Genomic DNA, 19,187 nt, shown 5'->3' with positions numbered 1-19,187 from the left:
CATTATGAAATTACTTATTCTTGGCAACCATACCTGCGGCAACCGTGGCGACAGCGCCATCCTGCGCGGTTTATTGGATGCAATTAACACCCTTGAGCCTGAGACAGAAGTGGATGTGATGAGCCGTTATCCGGTCAGCTCATCCTGGTTACTGAACCGCCCGGTGATGGGCGACCCGCTCTACAGCCAGATGAAACAGCACAACAACGCCGCGGGCGTGATGGGGCGCGTGAAGAAAGTCCTGCGCCGTCGCTACCAGCATCAGGTGCTGCTTTCCCGCGTGACCGACACCGGCAAGCTGCGCAATATCGCCATTGCCCAGGGCTTTACGGATTTTGTCCGTCTGCTCTCCGGCTATGACGCCATTATTCAGGTCGGCGGTTCGTTCTTTGTCGATCTCTACGGCGTGCCGCAGTTTGAGCATGCGCTCTGCACCTTTATGGCGAAAAAGCCGCTGTTTATGATCGGCCACAGCGTCGGGCCGTTCCAGGATCCGCAGTTTAACCAGCTGGCGAACTACGTGTTTGGTCATTGCGACGCGCTGATCCTGCGCGAGTCCGTTAGCCTGGACCTGATGAAGCGTAGCGAGATCGACACGTCAAAAGTTGAGCACGGCGTGGACACCGCCTGGCTGGTGGATCACCAGGTCGATAATTTCCAGCCGAGCTACGCGGTACAGCACTGGCTCGACGTGGCGGCGAAACAGAAAACCGTCGCCATCACCCTGCGCGAGCTCGCGCCATTTGATAAACGTCTTGGCACCACGCAGGCGGCGTATGAGAAAGCCTTCGCCGACGTGGTGAACCGCGTGCTGGACAGCGGCTACCAGGTGCTGGCGCTCTCCACCTGTACCGGTATCGACAGCTACAACAAAGATGACCGCATGGTGGCACTTAACCTGAGTCACCTGGTGAACGACCCGTCGCGCTACCACGTGGTGATGGACGAGCTGAACGACCTGGAGATGGGCAAACTGCTCTCCGCCTGTGACCTCACCGTTGGCACGCGCCTGCACTCGGCCATTATCTCCATGAACTTCGGCACGCCAGCGATTGCCATTAACTACGAGCACAAATCAGCGGGCATTATGCAGCAGCTTGGCATGCCGGAAATGGCGGTCGATATTCGTCATCTTCTCGACGGTTCGCTGGGTGCTATGGTCGGCGACACGCTGGGACAGCTGCCTGCGATTAACGAACGCCTGGCCGTGGCGGTGAAAGCCGAGCGCGAAAAAGGGATCGGCATGGTGAAATCGGTGCTCGACCGCGTCGGGGAGGGGAAATGAAGGTTGGTTTCTTCTTACTGAAATTTCCGCTGTCGTCTGAGACCTTTGTACTGAACCAAATCACCGCGTTTATCGATATGGGATATGACGTGGAGATTATCGCCCTGCAAAAGGGCGATACGCAAAACACCCATGCGGCGTACACCCAGTATGGGCTGGAAGCCAAAACCCGCTGGCTGCAGGATGAGCCGGGCGGGCGGCTGAACAAACTGCGCTACCGCGCCAGCCAGACGCTGCGCGGGCTGCACCGTCCCTCGACGTGGCGGGCGCTGAATGTGTCACGCTACGGGGCGGAATCCCGCAATCTGATCCTCTCCGCCATTTGCGGGCAAACGGCGCAGCCGTATCGTGCGGATGTGTTTATCGCCCACTTCGGCCCGGCGGGCGTGACCGCCGCGAAGCTCCGCGAGCTGGGGGTAATTGACGGCAAAATCGCGACCATTTTCCACGGTATCGATATCTCCAGCCGGGAAGTGCTGAACCACTATACCCCGGAGTATCAGCAGCTTTTCCGCCGCGGTGACATGATGCTGCCCATCAGCGAACTGTGGGCCGGTCGGCTGAAAAAGATGGGCTGCCCGAGCGAAAAAATTACCGTTTCGCGGATGGGCGTCGATATGGAGCGCTTCACCCAGCGCCCGGTGAAGGTGCCGGGGAAACCGCTGCAGATTATCTCGGTCGCGCGTTTAACCGAGAAGAAAGGGCTGCACGTCGCGATTGAAGCCTGCCGCCAGCTAAAAGCGCGTGGGGTGGATTTCCACTATCGCATTTTAGGTATCGGCCCCTGGGAGCGCCGACTGCGTACGCTGATCGAACAGTACCAGCTGGAAGGCTGCGTGGAGATGCCGGGCTTCAAGCCAAGCCATGAGGTAAAGGCGATGCTCGACGAGGCGGACGTTTTCCTGCTGCCCTCCGTGACCGGTGCGGACGGTGATATGGAAGGTATTCCGGTCGCGCTGATGGAGGCCATGGCCGTGGGGATTCCTGTTGTATCTACGCTGCACAGCGGGATCCCTGAACTGATCAGATCGGAGTATTCCGGCTGGCTGGTGCCTGAAAATAATGCTTTCGCCCTGGCCGATCGCTTAGCGGCCTTCAGCGACATCGACCAGCAAGAGCTGGTACCGGTGCTGCAAAATGCCCGACAAAAAGTCGAAACAGAATTTAACCAGCAGGTGATTAATCGCCAGTTAGCGAGCCTGCTGCAAACGCTGTAACGCCGAGGTTGTATGCTGAAAAAGATTACCCGACGCCATTTTGTCTCTTCCTTATCCGTCCTGGCGGCAATGCCGCTGCTGTCGCCGCGCGCCGCACGGGCAGCCACCGGGAGGACGGTCTCTGTGGAACAGTACAACAACAGCGACTGGATCGCCGCTTTTAAGCAGGCGTTCTCCGAGGCCGACACCGTTGTGGTACCCGCCGATCTCGTCTGCGATAACATCAATACCGGGATTTTTATCCCCGACGGTAAAACGCTCCTGATACGGGGTGGGCTCAAAGGCAACGGGCGCGGGCGCTTTGTGCTCCAGGAAGGCAGTAAAGTCATCGGTGAGGGAGAAGGGCGCACGCACAACATCACGCTGGATGTCCGCGGCTCCGATTGCGTCATCAAAGGTCTGGCGATGAGCGGCTTTGGCCCCGTCACGCAGATCTACATCGGCGGCAAAAAGCCGAGGGTGATGCGCAACCTCCTCATCGACAATATCAACGTGAGCCAGGCCAACTACGCCATTTTGCGACAGGGCTTCCATAATCAGGTGGACGGTGCGCGCATTACCAACAGTCGATTTAGCCACCTGCAGGGTGACGCGATTGAGTGGAACGTGGCGATCAACGACCGTAACATTCTGCTCTCTGACCATGTGATCGACAACATCAACTGTACCAACGGCAAAATCAACTGGGGGATTGGCATCGGGCTTGCGGGCAGTACCTACGACAATGACTACCCTGAAAAGCAAACCGTGAAGAACTTCGTGGTGGCCAATATAACGGGCAGCAACTGTCGTCAGTTAGTCCATGTCGAAAACGGTAAGCACTTTGTTATTCGCAATATTAAGGCTAAAAACATTACCCCCGACTTCAGCAAAAAAGCGGGAATAGATAACGCCACGGTAGCGATTTACGGCTGTGATAATTTCGTTATTGATAATGTCGACATGGTCAATAGTGCTGGAATGTTAATCGGTTACGGCGTAATTAAAGGCAACTACCTGTCGATACCGCAGAATTTTAAGCTCAACGATATTCGCCTGGATAATCGGCAACTTGCCTATAAGCTGCGCGGAATACAAATTTCATCCGGCAACGCGACCTCGTTTGTCGCCATCACTAACGTTGACATGCAGCGCGCGACGCTTGAACTGCACAACAAGCCTCAGCATCTTTTCTTGCGTAACATCAACGTGATGCAGGAATCGGCCGTGGGACCGGCGCTGAAAATCAAATTCGATTTGCGTAAGGACGTGCGGGGCAAGTTCATGGCCAAAGACGAAACGCTGCTGTCGCTGGCAAACATTGAGGCCGTCAATGAAAAGGGGCAAAGCTCGGTGGATATTGACCGGGTTGACCAGCATGTTGTGAATACGGAACGGCTGAATTTTGCGCTGCCGAGTAGATAATCATCCGCGGGTAATTTTTGCGACGATTCCTGGTTGGATAATGTGATCTATTCAGATTACAACTACTGTAATTTGTGGTGCCTGGGCGTAACATGAATCCAGAATTACAGCAAAACGTACTGGCGAAAACAGGTTTAAAAGCTATAATTCGTCAACCATTTTAAGGTGGAAGATATAATGATTAATTTGAAAGCAGTCATTCCGGTAGCGGGTCTGGGCATGCATATGCTGCCAGCCACCAAGGCAATTCCTAAAGAGATGCTGCCGATCGTCGACAAGCCGATGATTCAGTACATCGTCGACGAGATTGTTGCTGCAGGGATCAAAGAAATCGTTCTGGTCACGCACTCCTCGAAGAATGCGGTTGAAAACCACTTCGACACCTCTTACGAACTCGAAGCGTTGCTTGAGCAGCGCGTTAAGCGTCAGCTGTTGGCAGAAGTTCAATCTATCTGCCCGCCTGGCGTAACTATCATGAACGTGCGCCAGGCGCAGCCGCTGGGTCTGGGCCACTCGATTCTGTGCGCGCGTCCGGTCGTGGGTGATAACCCGTTCATCGTCGTTCTGCCGGATATCATCATTGATACCGCATCTGCGGATCCGCTGCGTTACAACCTGGCGGCGATGGTGGCGCGTTTCAACGAGACGGGCCGCAGCCAGGTGCTGGCGAAGCGCATGGATGGCGATCTCTCTGAGTACTCTGTCATTCAGACGAAAGAAGCGCTGGAGACGGAAGGGCAGGTGAGCCGCATTGTTGAGTTCATCGAAAAGCCGGATCAGCCTCAGACGCTTGACTCCGACCTGATGGCCGTTGGCCGCTATGTTCTTAACGCGGATATCTGGGCCGAGCTGGAAAAAACGGAGCCAGGCGCCTGGGACCGTATCCAGTTAACCGATGCGATTGCTGAACTGGCGAAAAAACAGTCCGTAGATGCCATGCTGATGACCGGCGACAGCTACGACTGCGGTAAGAAAATGGGGTATATGCAGGCGTTTGTGAACTACGGCCTGCGTAACCTGAAGGAAGGGGCGAAGTTCAGAAGCCGCATTGAGAAGCTGCTGGCTAACGACTGATTTTTCTCTTTCTGTTTGAAAAAGCGGCAGTTATCATTTGGTATGTGTAAACATAACCATAATGGTAACTGCCGCTTTTTGTTATTAATTCTAGTGATAACATGGAGTTATCTGATTCAAATGTGGACTGATTTGTAACGATTTGTGCTTGTTTCCGAGTCCATTTAGGACGACAATTAACGGCAGTTTTTTGCAGTTGTCCAGCGCCAGTAAGAGTTCGGTGTCGGACTTCAACAAATGGAACATTTAACCTTCGTTCAGTGCACTGGTAGCTGTTAAGCCAGGGGCGGTAGCGTGGGCAAAACCCTTACAGGTCTGGGTTACAATCTCTTCAATTGTAGCATTCAATAAGTTGTTATTTTCTGGTGAAAAACATGTTTGATAATAAAACGATTCTGGTAACTGGTGGCACGGGTTCTTTTGGTAATAAGTTCGTTCGCATGACCCTTGAAAAATATAATCCCAAAAAGATTATTATTTATTCTCGCGACGAGATGAAACAGTGGGAAATGGCGAAACATTTCAAAGATGAAAGCCGTATCCGCTTCTTCATTGGTGATGTGCGCGATAAAGATCGTCTGTACCGTGCGCTGGATGGTGTTGATTTCGTTGTGCATGCAGCAGCCACTAAAATCGTACCTACTGCTGAATACAACCCATTCGAATGTGTAAAAACCAACATTAATGGCGCGATGAATGTCATTGATGCATGTATTGATAAAGGTATTGAGCGCGTGGTTGCGTTGTCTACAGATAAAGCAAGTAGCCCGGCCAACCTTTACGGTGCGACAAAACTGGCTTCCGACAAATTATTTGTTGCCGGTAACTCCTATTCAGGCGCAACCAAAACCCGCTTCGCCGTCGTTCGTTATGGTAACGTAATGGGTTCCCGCGGTTCCGTTATTCCTTTCTTCCTGTCTATCAAAGACAAGGGCGAATTGCCAATCACAGATGATCGCATGACCCGCTTCATGATCACCCTGGAACAGGGCGTTGAACTGGTGTGGCACGCCTTTAATGATATGGAAGGCGGCGAGATCTACGTCAAGAAAATCCCTTCAATGAAAGTGACCGATGTCGCAACTGCCGTTGCGCCAGATGCAGCTCAGAAAGTGATTGGTATTCGTCCTGGTGAAAAACTGCATGAGCAGATGATCAGTGCTGAAGATGCTCATTACACCTATGAATACCCTGAACACTTCAAAATCCTGCCTGCAATCCACAACTGGTGCGATTCTCCAGAACGTATTAAGGATGGCAAGCGCGTTCCAGAAGGCTTCGTTTACGAGAGTGATAGCAATGCAGAATGGATGAGCATTGAAGAACTGCGTCAATGGATTGATGATAATCGCGAAAAAGTAGGCAATATCTAATGAAATTTATCCCCTATGGACGGCAGGATATCTCTGATGAAGATATCAATGCAGTAGTGGGCGTACTGAAGTCTGATTTCTTGACTCAGGGGCCATGTGTTCCACAGTTCGAGCAGGCCATCGCTGATTACGTTGGCGTTAAACACGCCGTTGCGGTAAACAGTGCGACGTCTGCGCTTCATATTGCATGCCTGGCACTGGGGCTAAAAAAAGGTGACTGGCTGTGGACATCGCCAAACACCTTCGTGGCTTCGGCAAACTGTGGGCTCTATTGCGATGCAAATGTAAGCTTCGTGGATATTGATCCGCAGACTTACAACATGAGCGTTGAAGCGCTGAAAACCAAACTCATTGCGGCGAAAGCAGAAGACAAGTTGCCTAAAATTGTTGTACCGGTGGCATTTGCTGGACAGTCTTGCGATATGGAAGCGATCCATCAGCTTTCGAAAGAGTATGGTTTTGCCATTATTGAAGATGCATCACATGCCATCGGCGGCAACTACCAGGGGGCCAAAATTGGTAACTCCCGTTTTGCTGATATTACCATTCTGAGCTTCCACCCGGTTAAGATCATCACCACGGCGGAAGGCGGTATGGCGCTGACGAACAATGATGCATTGGCTGAAAGCATGCAACTTTTCCGCAGCCATGGCATTACGCGTGACGGCGATAAAATGACCAAAGAATCTGAAGGTGGTTGGTACTACCAGCAGGTTGATCTTGGTTTGAACTACCGCATGACCGAACTGCAGGCAGCACTGGGGGTGACCCAGCTTAAGCGTATCGATGGATTTGTGGCGCGCCGTCATGAACTCGCAAAACGTTATCATACTGCATTTGATGGCATTCCCGTGTCGACACCTCTTCAAGCAGAAAGTGGCTACAGCGCATTACATCTTTACCCGTTAACGGTCAACGATCCTGCCATGCGCAAGCCATTATTCGATCACCTGCGTGAAAAAGGGATTGGTGTTAACGTGCACTACATTCCCGTTCACACTCAACCGTACTATGTGCAGCTAGGGCATAAAGCAGGGGATTACCCGGTCGCGGAGGATTACTACGCGCGTGCAATTAGCATTCCTATGTACTCCACGTTGACAGATGAAGAGCAGGATTACGTCATCCAGTGCATCCGGGAGTTCTTTTAAATGAATGTGGCAATCATTCCTGCGCGTGGTGGCAGTAAACGTATTCCACGCAAAAACATTAAAGAATTTTGTGGGAAACCAATGATTGCCTGGTCCATTGAAGCCGCTCAAAAGAGCGGCGTCTTTGATCGAATCATTGTTTCAACAGATGATGAAGAGATTGCTGAGGTTGCACGCCAATATGGTGCGGAAGTGCCGTTCATGAGGCCCGAAGAATTGTCGAATGACTTTGCGGGAACTATCCCTGTTATTCGCCATGCTACTGACTGGCTCATCAGTCACGATTGTGCGGTTGATTTCGTTTGCTGTATTTATGCTACAGCCCCTTTTATCCGCGCTGAAGATATTGTTCTGGGATTAGGGACTCTCCAGGAGCAGCTAGGCGATTATGCTTTCACTGTTTCTAGATTTCCTTATCCCATTCAACGAGCACTTAAAGTCAGCGATGAGCAACGTATAAGTATGTTTTCACCTGATATGTTCCATGTTCGTTCACAAGATCTTGAAGAATCGTGGCACGATGCCGGGCAATTTTATTGGGGGACATCCTCAGCCTGGTTAAACGAAAAGCCGATTTTTAGCGCAGATTCCTACTCGATTGAACTTCCGCGTGAACGTGTCCAGGATATTGATACTCCAGAAGACTGGCGCGTAGCAGAGTGGTTGTTTAAAGCCATGGAGTTTAAAAATGAACGTCTTTCTGCGGGCTGATTCATCGCTATCGATCGGTTCTGGTCATATTATCCGTTGTCTGAATCTTGCGAAAGTCTTAGAAAAAGCAGGAGCTCGTTGTTCATTTATATCAAAAGACCACGTTGGTAATATTCTGGATAAAATAAAACAGGAAGGTTTTCCTGTCGAAGTTATCACAGTTTCCGATAAATCAAGTGCCTACATCAGCGACGAAAAGTCATGGCTTAATGGAAGTCAGTGCGATGATGCTGAGAAATTTATCGATTCAATAGTAGAAAACTGTTCTGATCCAGATATCATCATTGTAGATCACTATTCTCTTGATTACGAATGGGAAGCGATTGTGAAAGGACGCTTTCCTGCTACACATTTAGTGGTGATCGATGATCTCTGCAACCGGCCGCATTGTTGTGATTTACTGATTGATCAAACCTATATGCGCAGCGCCAGTGAATATGCCCAATTCAATAAAAGAGAAGGTAAAGTCCTCGCTGGCGCAAAATATGCGTTGCTTAATCCTGAGTTTTCGAAATTAAGAAATCAATCAATTGCTCGTAAAACTACTATTACTGCACCGAAAAAACTATTATTAACAATGGGTGGGGTGGATGCACATAATGTTGCTGGAAAAATGCTCGTATTCCTTGAGCAGTCAAACTTTAAAAACATAGAAAAAATCACTGTTGTATTGGGTGCTGCCTGTCCACACCGTTCTGAAACTATCTCTCTTGCGAATAAATCTAAATATGACGTCGACGTTCTCGTTAATGTATCAAATATGGCAGAACTGATGCTGGAACACGATTTCGCAATCGGCGCTATGGGGGGAACAACGTGGGAACGATGTGCTATGGGATTACCTGCGGTAAACGTAGCCATTGCGGATAATCAAAAAACCATCGCAAATAATCTGTCTAACGTTGGTGCGATTGTTCTATATGCGGATAATTTTAATGCTGCGGAGCTGGGCGTGGCACTCAATCATTTGATCGCGCATTATCACGAGCAGCGCCTCCTTGCTATGAATATATGTGATGGACAGGGGCTTAACAGGGATATCCAGGAAATAATAATTATGTCAGCTAAAGATGGCACTAATGTGACTCTTCGCCAGGCAACATTCGACGATATCGATTTTGTGTATCAACTTCAGTGTGAGCCGCAAACGCGTAAGTATGCCCGTAATCCTGAAGTTCCTGTATACGAGACTCACGTCAAATGGATGAAACGTAAGTTAAATACCAAGAATTCATTCTTTTATATCATTGAAAATGAAGGGGCATGTGGTGTCATTCGATTAGACCCTGTTGAACATGCCTTCGCAAACTATGAAATATCTATTTTTCTGACATCTGCATGTCACGGTAAAGGCATTGCGAGTGCAGCTATCAAACGTGCCATAATGCTGCATAAGGGAATAACCATACTGGCAACGGTTTTACCTGCAAATCATACATCGCATCAATTATTTGAGCGTATTGGATTCTATAAATTATCATCCAGCGAATATATCAGCGAGAAAAAATAATGAACGAATTTATTACTATTGATGGTCGTAAAATTGGCAAAGATCATCCTCCTTATATTATTGCTGAGCTTTCGGCGAACCACAATGGCGACATCAACCGTGCATTTAAGATTATGGAAGAAGCGAAAGCTGCAGGTGCGGATGCCATAAAATTACAAACATACCGTGCAGATACCATCACCATTGATTGTGATACTGAAGATTTTCAGATTCATGGCGGCCTATGGGATGGGCAAACCCTTTTTAATTTATATAAAGGGGCGCAAATGCCATGGGAATGGCATAAACCTCTGTTTGATAAAGCTAAAGAACTTGGAATTACTATTTTTAGTAGTCCTTTCGATTATACAGCTGTAGATCTTCTGGAGGAACTCGGAGCTCCTGCCTATAAAATTGCTTCATTTGAAGCTATCGATCTGCCACTCATAAAATACGTTGCAAAAACAGGCAAGCCGATGATTATTTCAACGGGTATGGCTGATGAGCAGGAGATTCAAGAAGCTATTACGGCAGCACGTGACGGTGGTTGTAAGGAACTTGTCGTTCTACATTGCGTGAGTGGTTACCCAGCACCAGCCGAAGATTATAATCTGGCGACTATTCCAGATATGGCTGAGCGTTTTGGCGTCATTACTGGATTATCCGATCACACAATTGATAATACAACTGCAGTTGCTTCAGTTGTCCTTGGTGCTAACGTCATTGAAAAACATGTTACGTTGGATCGAAATGGTGGGGGGCCAGATGACAGTTTCTCGCTTGAACCAGCCGAGTTAATTGCCTTATGCCGAGATGCAAAAACAGCGTGGAAAGCGTTAGGCCGAGTAAATTATGAACGCAAAGAAAGCGAAAAAGGGAATGTTAAGTTCCGTCGTTCACTCTATATTGTTAAGGATGTCAAAAAAGGTGAAAAGCTAACGACTGAAAATGTCAAAAGCATTCGTCCTGGCTATGGGCTTGCGCCAAAAAATTATGACGATGTAATTGGTAAATTTTCTACCCGTGATCTCATTAAAGGCACTCCACTTCAGAAAGAACATTTTAATTGAAATATTAACCAAGGACGGTTAAGAGTTCTTAGGATGGTGTAATGTTATTGAAAATAAAAGCTCCAACATATCTATTTGATTTGTCTTTACGAATCGCTGCGCTTGGTGGTAAATTTTTGCTGATGATGGCTATTGCCAGATTCTTAACAGTCAAAGATGTTGGCGATTATGGGTTGTATGTTAGTATAATAGTCATCTCACTTTATTTTGTTGGACTGGATTTCTACATTTATTCAACCAGAGAGATGTTAGATCCAAAAGTTAAGAAAAAAACAGGTGAGATACTTTTTAATCAGTTTATTTTTTTTGGTTTTAGCTATTTACTACTTGCTGCAGTCTGGCCTGGATTATTGACTTTATCCGCAATCACTGGAGTCGGTGGATTGTTATTTGTTTTAACAATTACTGAACATCTTTCCCAGGAATGTTATCGTATACTAATTATTAAAGAAAAAATTACGCTTGCTAATTTTATATTATTTATTCGTTCAGGAATATGGTGCTATTTATGTGTGCCATTGCTGTATTTCCAATTTATAAAGTTAGAACAAATATTTTATTTATGGCTTGTCTTTTCTGCAATATCCGCAGTTATCGGTGTTATATTTATCGCAAAATTTGAATCGATGGCATTTTATGATTTTAAAATTGACATTCAATGGTTGAAACGAGGGATTAAAACATCATTTCTTTTTTTTCTAGGTACGATATGTCTTCGGGTAATAAACTACGTTGATAAAGTTATTGCTGTTCATTTTATTTCATCGCCCAATTTAGGGGTGTATGTCTTCTTTTTTGGAATAACGGCCGCCGTTCAGGCAATTATTGATGTTTTAGTCGTGACAAGATATTACCCTTCTCTAGTTAAAGCCGTTCAAGCTAATGATTTGGTGGAGGCAAAAAAAGCATTTCTAATATTCAAGCAGAAAATCTTCTTGTATAATTTTACCCTTTTTGCATTATCTATCCCAGCTACTTATCTAATAATTAAATTGACAGGTAAAGTTGAATATGCTGACCGCTTTTCATGGTACATTTTAATTATCATTGCAACATCTTTTTTAAATATGTCAATGCCATATCACTATGTGTTATATTCAAAGAAGAAAGATATATCCATCATTTGTATTAATGCAATGGCGTTGCTATTATTTGTAATAACTTCATTCGTCGGTATTAAGTTACTTCCTGATAGTGGTATGCTTGCAATATTAATAGGTTTGATTGGTTCTAATCTATTTATCCTGATGGCTAAATATAATATTTTTATTAAGGAGTTCAATGGTGAAGGGCGTCATCTTAATTAACAATGCAATTTTCTCTCCGGTATTTAAAAAAATAGCGATTGAATTAAAAAATAAAAATGTTGATGTTACCATTGTTACCGATAGTTATTTCTCTATAAGAAAATATAAGCTTCAAGAGGTTCAGTGTGAAATTATTTGCTTTGAAGAATATTCCAGGAAAGATAAAAACACTGAATTAATGACTCAATATGACAAGTGGAATATACATTCTGACTATGATCGTGATAACTATTATCACTCAGTCAAAACTAGCGAAAGTAATTTCTGGGGGGGCGTCTCTAAGGATTTATATTGTTTTTTTGAAAGTGTATTTAGCAAGCAAAAATTTGATTTTATTTTTTATGAAAACGTTTCAAATGGATTGGCATATACTGCAAATGAAGTTGCTAAAAAATTCGGCGTTCAGTATTTAGGCTTAACAGCGAGTCGTTTGCCTGGTAAGTCTTTATTTTCTTCTCTGGATGACAGTTTATCTCGAGAAATATTTAAGCTGACTGATACAATGCCTGAACTCAGTCAGGAAAAGAAAGCTGAATTAAGTGAATACATTGATAATATTCAATATATCCAACCTGATTATATGAAAAATAACGGCCTTTCTTCCGTTAATTTTATGAATAAAATTTTAAAGAAACGAGATTTTACTTTCATTACAGAAACTATCAGACAAACCATTGTCGGCAAAAATATTTTGTTTCAGGTGGGAAATCCTTTACTAAAAAGCTTCCACATGAATTTCAGAGAAGTGAAAAGATGGTTTTGTGTAAGGAAAATAAAGAATTTATTTAGCGAAGATCTTACCTCGCAACCCTTCTACCTATATCCATTACACTATCATCCAGAATCGTCAACGTCTATACTTGCAAAATTTTATGATGAATATAATCTTATTCGTAATTTAGCTTTTAGTCTCCCGCATGGCAAAACTTTGGTGGTAAAAGATCATATCTCTGCTACAGGGTATGAAGGGTTAGAGTTCTATAAAAAAATCATTAAACTGCCTAACGTTAAACTTGCAAACCCAAAACTGAATTCGAAAGAATTGATAAAAAAATCACTGGGCGTATTCACATTAACTAGTACGGTAGGCTATGAAGCTGTACTGATGAATAAGCCAGTTGCAGTTTTTGGTGATGTATTTTATATGGGGCACCCTCTTGTTCATCAATGCAAAGGGTACCATGATATTATTAATGCTGTTCAGCATATTGATCTGAACCAATCTGCGAATTACAGCGAATACAATATCAGGTTCGTCGGTGCTTATGATTCGCTTTGTTTCCCGCTAACAATAAATTATGCAAAATTCCCAGCTAATGAGTTTGCTGAAAAAGTTAGCTTACAAATAATGCACACATTAAAGGATTACTAAATGTTAATGTTGTGGTGCTGGATATGTTTGTTTATAGCAAGCTATATCCTCCATGGTTCAGAGATATTTAATCTGGTTATCGTGCTGGGTTATATAGTAGTTCTATTTTTCCTTTTAATGAAAAAAGAATCTTTTTTTATCATTAGCAGCTTCTTCTTGTGGTCGATCTTAACAACAGCCATAAGCGGTTTGATTCTTGAAACTGGTGTGGTTTTACCTGAACTTGGGGAAATGTCTACTCTAAATGGTGCAACTGCTATTAATCTTAGCTTAGCAGTAATAACCCTTTTGATTGCCTCGAATGTTTTTGTTTTCATGAATGATCGTATAATGGTTAATTTAAATACATCATTTTTTTTGAATGCAATTATAGAAAAGACATATCCAGTATTAGTGCTATTTGCCACCATTGTCGTGATATTTTTCTTCATCAAGTTCGGTAGACCAAGCGACTACGGACAGGACAGATTTTATTACTGGAACAACGTTGCTCCAGCTTGGGGCAATCTTGTGCGATTGTTTGTGGAACAGTCAGTATTTATTCTTGGTTGTATTTATGCAAGAACTAAGAGTAAAATTATTCTTGGAGTGTTTCTTCTTGGTTTAATCTCACAAATTCTTGTTGGGGAAAAATTCACGGGAATCTTCCAGATGCTTCTTTTCTTCAGCGTATGTTTTCTTATCGCATCTAACAAGACAATCAGCAAGAAATTGTTTTCATTTAAAAGTATATTGTTTTTCTCAATACTGGCCATTATTTTTATTATTTTGGTTTGGACTAGCTATTTCTCGCTTTCTGGAGATAGTTCGCTTGCATTTGAATCCCTTAAAACGCGTATTGCCGCGCAGAGCCAGCTTTGGTGGTCGTTGACAGAAAATGCGAGAAATACTGAAATTGATATATTGAATATTACTGGTAACTTTTTCGGTATTGGAGTTCAGCCTGAAAATACAGGTATGTTATATCTGATGGGGTTGGTAATGCCTCAGCAATTATTCAATGTTTACCAAGAGGCGGGAATTGCTTTGACGATGGCATTCCCTGCAAATATACTACTATTTTTTGGACCATTTTTTTCTCTTCTGGTATGTGCGATACTGGCCGTTTTCCTTGCACTGGCACTCTGGTTCACAGTATATACGCTAAGAAACAGAGATTATATCTTGTTATTTATAGCGATGAAGGTATTCAATATTGCTATTCAGTTCATATTAATGGGCAGAGTATATCTTTTGTTTGAATGGAAAATCATTCTTTTACTGTTGCCTTTGATATTTGCCTTGGTCGCACATACAAAAAACAGAGTTTATGGAACTAATGCCTGATATTTCTTTTATCATACCCGTCTATAATGTGTCTGCTTATCTTAGGGATTTTTTTTCGCCTTTCAAGCTTTGCACATTGTCTTGCGAAATAATTTTTATTAACGATGGCTCTACTGATTCGTCAGCTGAGATACTCAAACTTTTTGCCGAAGATGACCCGCGAGTAATTGTTTTAGATAAAGTAAATGGTGGCGTGTCAACTGCAAGGAATCACGGTATTTGTCATGCCTCCGGTAAGTTTATTTCATGTTTAGATCCGGATGATATACTTTCCCCAGCATTTTTTAAATATTTAGACTTTTCAATCAAAAACTTTCAAAATGTTGACACGATTATTTACCGTTATGAGAAATTTCATGATGGTGCAAGTGTCGAAGTATTAAATAATTATGACGTTAATTTTTCTTCGTTTGAATATGTTCCGAAAAAGACGCTTTATGCTCTGCACAACTACCCCTGGATAAGAATTGTGCGGCGAGAGATGTATAGCGATAATCTTTTTCCAGAAGGTATTATTTATGAGGATTCTGTAACGATTCCTTTGCTGAATGCCAGGGCTGTAAAAGTTCTAAGAATCAATGAAGTGCTCTATCATTACCGCATCAGAAAAGATTCGTTGACCAATTTTAATGTGCTAAGAAATATGGAGTTGGTAACTGCGCTCTCGCTTCTTGAGGACAGAGTCGAAGGATTTAATGAATATCGACCCAGTCTTTATGCTTGTGTTGCGCACTTATCGAGAAGTGCATTGATTACTTTATATAAAACATCTAAAGCAGATGGTTCTTCACTTACATTAAATAAAAATCAAGAAGTTATTTACGCAAAATTTAATCGATATTCACTTTCTACAATATTGCAATGTGATGCTAACCGTCCAGACAAAATTTGTTTTTCACTTTTAAAAATGAACAAGGTCGGTTTTTTCTGTTTCAAGATGCTATACAAGATTATTAGTAAATAAACAAGTGGATCGGCCAGTTTTTGTTGTGTCGAACCTGGTAGTGATTATATAAAGGTAATAAATGAAAGTATTTGTAGTGTCTCATAAGCCTTATGAATTCCCAATCACTCGGGAGTATGTGCCTCTTAAAGTTGGTATGTCGAGTGATGACATTTCTTCGAGTTACGAGCAGGATTGTGTAAGCGATAATATCGCTCACTTAAATCCGTCCTTCTGCGAACTCACCGCAGCCTACTGGATCTGGAAAAACGTTCAGGAAGAGGTTGTCGGCCTTGCACACTATCGTCGATACTTTGCCTCCTCCACGAGCAACCTGACGGTAAAGGGCAAACGTATTGCGTCTCCAGAAGAGATGGCGGATATGCTTAAAAGTGCTGATATTCTGGTTGCAAAGCCACGCAACTATCTCATCACCAGTATTAAAAGCCATTATATCCACGCTCACCATGAGTCCGACTATACTCAGTTACGTGACGAAATTGTTTTGCAGCAGCCTGATTATGTCGCCGATTTCGACCATGTCATGGGCGGAACCAAAATCAGTCTTTACAATATGTTCGTCTGTAAAAAATCCTTGATTGACGAGTATTTTGCCTGGCTCTTCCCGCTGCTGTTCGCGCTGGAACAAAAAATAGATTACCAAAATTATGATGCGTACCAAAAACGCGTATTTGGCTTTATGGCAGAAAGACTTTTCAACGTATGGCTTCATCATCAGCGCGATCGGTTGAGCATCAAATATATGCCGGTGGTGAATATTGATGGTGAGAACTTGGTTTTGAAAGGTATTGGATTATTAAAACGACATTTTTGGGGAACAAAATGACAGTCGCTATTGTTGGTGCAGGTATCTCTGGGGCCGTTATCGCCAGGCTGTTAGCTGAGCAAGGAATTTCATCCGTTGTTTTTGATAAGCGCTCGCATATCGCAGGTAACTGCCATTCTGAACGTGATCCGCAGACGAATGTAATGTTACATGTTTACGGCCCCCATATCTTCCATACGGATGATAAAGAGGTTTGGGATTTCGTAAATGATTATTCAGAATTTATGCCTTACACCAACCGTGTAAAGGCTGTCTACAAAGGCAACGTTTATCTGCTGCCTGTTAACCTGCACACCATTAACCAGTTCTTCAATAAAACGCTGCGTCCGGATGAAGCTAGAGCCTTCATCGAATCAAAAGCGGATAAATCTATTGTCGACCCGCAGAACTTCGAAGAACAGGCAATCAGTATGATTGGTCGGGAGCTTTATGAAGCGTTCTTCCGGGGTTATACGCGTAAGCAGTGGGGCGTTGAACCGACTGAATTGCCGGCAAGCATTCTGAAGCGCCTCCCATTGCGTTTTAACTACAATGATAACTACTTCAACCACAAGTATCAGGGCATGCCTAAAGAGGGCTATACTGATATGGTCTCAAAAATTCTCGACCATGAACTGATCGAGGTGAGAACAGACACTGAGTTTTCTGCGGATGAAAGCAATGCCTACCAGCACGTATTTTGGTCTGGTGCGCTTGATGGATACTTTAACTTTAGCGAAGGGCGTCTTGGTTATCGTACCCTGGATTTCGAAAAATTCTCTGCTGAAGGCGACTATCAAGGGACGGCAGTTATCAATTATTGTGAAGAAGACGTTCCTTACACCCGAATCACCGAGCATAAGCATTTTTCTCCGTGGGAATCTCACGAAAATACGACGTGCTACCGTGAGTTCAGTCGTTTCTGCACTGAAAACGACGTTCCCTATTATCCAATTCGTATGGTAAAGGAAAAAGAGTTACTCAACCGTTACCTAGATAAAGCTCAGGCGCTAAGCAATACCACGTTTGTTGGACGCCTTGGCACATATCGCTATCTGGATATGGACGTTACTATTCGCGAAGCCATTGACGTGGCCAAAAAATATCTCGAATGCCAAAGAAATCAGGAGCCAATGCCTGTATTTAATATTAATCCTCGTTAATCTCAGGTGTTGTCATGGATACGGATAATTTTTTGAATAAATATAACCCGTTGCTATGCAAGATTTTTCTGGCAGCCTCGGATTTTATTTTCTTTAACGTTTCACTAGCACTATCAATTGGTTGTGTCTACTGGATCTTTAACGATCTCTATCGTTTTATCCCCGATAATCAGCTTGAGATGCGTATCATTTCCCACATCATATTAAGTATAATTTGCGTGGGATGGTTCTGGGTTCGGTTGCGACATTATTCTTATCGAAAACCCTTTTGGTTTGAATTAAAGGAAATTATCCGGACTATCGTTATCTTTGCTGTTTTTGATTTGGCGCTTGTTGCTTTTTCAAAATGGCAGTTCTCGCGATATGTGTGGGTTTTTTGCTGGACCTTTGCGATAATCCTGCTTCCATTCTTTAGAGCCATGACGAAGCATCTTCTTAATCGTCTTGGTATCTGGAAGAAAAAAACCATCATCATGGGAAGCGGAAGCAATGCTGTTGAAGCTTACTTCGCGTTACAGAGCGAAGAAATGCTCGGTTTCGATGTTGTGGCCTTCTACGATGACGAGTCGACGGAATCGATGCTCCAGGGACTGCCTGTTTTGCGTGACCCCGAAATTCTTTGGCAAATGAAGAAAACAGGGGATATTCATTTCATTGTCGCCTTTGAAATGGAAAACAGCGATAAGACGCTTAACTGGTTGCGAGAGTTGTCTAAGAAAGACTGTCGTTCAGTTACCGTGATACCTTCTTTACGAGGATTACCACTGTATAACACCGATATGTCATTTATCTTCAGCCACGAAGTTATGCTTCTTCGAATCCATAATAATCTGGCGAAGAGGACCTCTCGTTTCCTGAAACGTACATTCGATATTGTTTGTTCGTCACTTATCATCCTGATTGCGTCACCTTTGCTTATTTATCTCTGGTATAAAGTGACACGTGATGGTGGCCCGGCAATCTATGGACATATGCGCGTCGGGCGACATGGTAAGCTTTTTCCATGCTATAAGTTCCGCTCTATGGTTCTGAATTCACAGGAAGTTTTGCAAAAGCTTCTTGATTCGGATCCGGCGGCCCGTGAAGAGTGGGAGCGTGATTTTAAGTTAAAAAATGACCCCAGGATCACTTCGGTTGGTCGGTTTATCCGGAAAACGAGCCTTGATGAACTGCCCCAGTTATTCAACGTGCTAAAAGGGCAAATGAGTCTGGTTGGGCCACGTCCTATTATTTCTGAAGAGCTGCCTCGATATGATGATAATGTCGATTACTATCTGATGGCGAAACCTGGCATGACAGGTTTATGGCAGGTGAGTGGCCGCAATGATGTCGATTACGATACGCGCGTCTACTTTGATTCCTGGTATGTAAAAAACTGGTCTCTCTGGAACGATATCGCAATTTTGTTCAAAACTGTCAAGGTCGTTCTTCATCGTGATGGTGCATATTAATGCACCAATTCGCGGGCTTTATGTG

Annotated in this window: 16 protein-coding genes; all 16 read left to right on the top strand. The window is 44.2% G+C overall.

Annotation, left to right across the window (positions count from 1 at the left end; all coding sequences use genetic code 11):
- The first annotated feature begins 4 nt into the window (after positions 1–4).
- The 16 genes from wcaK to ACOQH0_RS14815 all read left to right on the top strand — a co-directional run bounded on the left by wcaK (position 5) and on the right by ACOQH0_RS14815 (position 19,162).
- Positions 5–1,285 (top strand): colanic acid biosynthesis pyruvyl transferase WcaK, encoded by a 1,281-nt coding sequence (gene wcaK / locus ACOQH0_RS14890; protein ID WP_100165926.1) that lies wholly within the window; start codon positions 5–7, stop codon positions 1,283–1,285.
- Complete coding sequence (gene wcaL / locus ACOQH0_RS14885) at positions 1,282–2,502, top strand: colanic acid biosynthesis glycosyltransferase WcaL (protein ID WP_010431964.1); 1,221 nt, start codon at positions 1,282–1,284, stop codon at positions 2,500–2,502. The genes wcaK and wcaL overlap by 4 nt, the downstream gene beginning before the upstream one ends.
- A 12-nt stretch (positions 2,503–2,514) precedes the next feature.
- A complete protein-coding gene (wcaM, locus tag ACOQH0_RS14880) occupies positions 2,515–3,906 on the top strand; it encodes a colanic acid biosynthesis protein WcaM (protein ID WP_421510723.1) in 1,392 nt (463 codons plus the stop codon).
- Positions 3,907–4,083: 177 nt separating this feature from the next.
- Positions 4,084–4,980 (top strand): GalU regulator GalF, encoded by an 897-nt coding sequence (galF, locus tag ACOQH0_RS14875; protein ID WP_010431970.1) that lies wholly within the window; start codon positions 4,084–4,086, stop codon positions 4,978–4,980.
- Between the two features lie 374 nt (positions 4,981–5,354).
- Complete coding sequence (gene pseB / locus ACOQH0_RS14870; RefSeq protein ID WP_047625690.1) at positions 5,355–6,353, top strand: UDP-N-acetylglucosamine 4,6-dehydratase (inverting); 999 nt, start codon at positions 5,355–5,357, stop codon at positions 6,351–6,353.
- Entirely contained in the window at positions 6,353–7,504 is a 1,152-nt protein-coding gene (gene pseC / locus ACOQH0_RS14865; RefSeq protein WP_421510722.1) for a UDP-4-amino-4,6-dideoxy-N-acetyl-beta-L-altrosamine transaminase, read from the top strand. Before pseB ends, pseC begins: the two co-directional genes overlap by 1 nt.
- On the top strand, positions 7,505–8,215 hold the full coding sequence (pseF, locus tag ACOQH0_RS14860) for a pseudaminic acid cytidylyltransferase (RefSeq protein WP_421510721.1): 711 nt from the start codon (positions 7,505–7,507) through the stop codon (positions 8,213–8,215). It begins immediately after the preceding gene.
- Entirely contained in the window at positions 8,193–9,725 is a 1,533-nt protein-coding gene (gene pseG, locus ACOQH0_RS14855; protein ID WP_421510720.1) for a UDP-2,4-diacetamido-2,4,6-trideoxy-beta-L-altropyranose hydrolase, read from the top strand. Before pseF ends, pseG begins: the two co-directional genes overlap by 23 nt.
- Complete coding sequence (pseI, locus tag ACOQH0_RS14850) at positions 9,725–10,774, top strand: pseudaminic acid synthase (protein ID WP_421510719.1); 1,050 nt, start codon at positions 9,725–9,727, stop codon at positions 10,772–10,774. Before pseG ends, pseI begins: the two co-directional genes overlap by 1 nt.
- Before the next feature lie 41 nt (positions 10,775–10,815).
- Positions 10,816–12,081, top strand: coding sequence for a lipopolysaccharide biosynthesis protein (locus tag ACOQH0_RS14845; RefSeq protein WP_421510718.1), 1,266 nt, complete (start codon positions 10,816–10,818; stop codon positions 12,079–12,081).
- Positions 12,056–13,453, top strand: a complete 1,398-nt coding sequence (locus ACOQH0_RS14840) for a hypothetical protein (protein WP_421510717.1) — start codon at positions 12,056–12,058, stop codon at positions 13,451–13,453. The genes ACOQH0_RS14845 and ACOQH0_RS14840 overlap by 26 nt, the downstream gene beginning before the upstream one ends.
- Positions 13,454–14,779 carry a DUF6418 domain-containing protein gene (locus tag ACOQH0_RS14835; protein ID WP_421510716.1) on the top strand — a complete coding sequence of 442 codons (1,326 nt, stop codon included), beginning with the start codon at positions 13,454–13,456 and terminating at the stop codon, positions 14,777–14,779.
- On the top strand, positions 14,772–15,743 hold the full coding sequence (locus ACOQH0_RS14830; RefSeq protein ID WP_421510715.1) for a glycosyltransferase family 2 protein: 972 nt from the start codon (positions 14,772–14,774) through the stop codon (positions 15,741–15,743). The genes ACOQH0_RS14835 and ACOQH0_RS14830 overlap by 8 nt, the downstream gene beginning before the upstream one ends.
- 61 nt (positions 15,744–15,804) lie before the next feature.
- Positions 15,805–16,569 carry a DUF4422 domain-containing protein gene (locus ACOQH0_RS14825; protein WP_421510714.1) on the top strand — a complete coding sequence of 255 codons (765 nt, stop codon included), beginning with the start codon at positions 15,805–15,807 and terminating at the stop codon, positions 16,567–16,569.
- Positions 16,566–17,711, top strand: a complete 1,146-nt coding sequence (gene glf, locus ACOQH0_RS14820; protein ID WP_421510713.1) for a UDP-galactopyranose mutase — start codon at positions 16,566–16,568, stop codon at positions 17,709–17,711. Before ACOQH0_RS14825 ends, glf begins: the two co-directional genes overlap by 4 nt.
- Before the next feature lie 14 nt (positions 17,712–17,725).
- Positions 17,726–19,162, top strand: coding sequence for an undecaprenyl-phosphate galactose phosphotransferase (locus ACOQH0_RS14815; protein ID WP_421510712.1), 1,437 nt, complete (start codon positions 17,726–17,728; stop codon positions 19,160–19,162).
- Positions 19,163–19,187: the final 25 nt, after the last annotated feature.

Origin of the sequence: Enterobacter sp. JS8-1, from assembly GCF_049187015.1 — a bacterium.
Lineage (GTDB): Bacteria > Pseudomonadota > Gammaproteobacteria > Enterobacterales > Enterobacteriaceae > Enterobacter > Enterobacter mori.
Note: the sequence above shows the minus strand (reverse complement) of the source record. Positions and strands in the feature narration are given on the sequence as shown.

What these genes read in the sequence shown, in the direction of transcription:
- ACOQH0_RS14840 (WP_421510717.1), top strand. Translation starts at nt 12,056, where the DNA reads ATGGTGAAGGGCGTCATCTTAATTAACAATGCAATTTTCTCTCCGGTA.
- pseI (WP_421510719.1), top strand. Translation starts at nt 9,725, where the DNA reads ATGAACGAATTTATTACTATTGATGGTCGTAAAATTGGCAAAGATCAT.
- glf (WP_421510713.1), top strand. Translation starts at nt 16,566, where the DNA reads ATGACAGTCGCTATTGTTGGTGCAGGTATCTCTGGGGCCGTTATCGCC.
- ACOQH0_RS14815 (WP_421510712.1), top strand. Translation starts at nt 17,726, where the DNA reads ATGGATACGGATAATTTTTTGAATAAATATAACCCGTTGCTATGCAAG.
- wcaL (WP_010431964.1), top strand. Translation starts at nt 1,282, where the DNA reads ATGAAGGTTGGTTTCTTCTTACTGAAATTTCCGCTGTCGTCTGAGACC.
- pseG (WP_421510720.1), top strand. Translation starts at nt 8,193, where the DNA reads ATGAACGTCTTTCTGCGGGCTGATTCATCGCTATCGATCGGTTCTGGT.
- galF (WP_010431970.1), top strand. Translation starts at nt 4,084, where the DNA reads ATGATTAATTTGAAAGCAGTCATTCCGGTAGCGGGTCTGGGCATGCAT.
- ACOQH0_RS14845 (WP_421510718.1), top strand. Translation starts at nt 10,816, where the DNA reads ATGTTATTGAAAATAAAAGCTCCAACATATCTATTTGATTTGTCTTTA.
- ACOQH0_RS14830 (WP_421510715.1), top strand. Translation starts at nt 14,772, where the DNA reads ATGCCTGATATTTCTTTTATCATACCCGTCTATAATGTGTCTGCTTAT.
- wcaK (WP_100165926.1), top strand. Translation starts at nt 5, where the DNA reads ATGAAATTACTTATTCTTGGCAACCATACCTGCGGCAACCGTGGCGAC.
- wcaM (WP_421510723.1), top strand. Translation starts at nt 2,515, where the DNA reads ATGCTGAAAAAGATTACCCGACGCCATTTTGTCTCTTCCTTATCCGTC.
- pseB (WP_047625690.1), top strand. Translation starts at nt 5,355, where the DNA reads ATGTTTGATAATAAAACGATTCTGGTAACTGGTGGCACGGGTTCTTTT.
- ACOQH0_RS14825 (WP_421510714.1), top strand. Translation starts at nt 15,805, where the DNA reads ATGAAAGTATTTGTAGTGTCTCATAAGCCTTATGAATTCCCAATCACT.
- pseF (WP_421510721.1), top strand. Translation starts at nt 7,505, where the DNA reads ATGAATGTGGCAATCATTCCTGCGCGTGGTGGCAGTAAACGTATTCCA.
- ACOQH0_RS14835 (WP_421510716.1), top strand. Translation starts at nt 13,454, where the DNA reads ATGTTAATGTTGTGGTGCTGGATATGTTTGTTTATAGCAAGCTATATC.
- pseC (WP_421510722.1), top strand. Translation starts at nt 6,353, where the DNA reads ATGAAATTTATCCCCTATGGACGGCAGGATATCTCTGATGAAGATATC.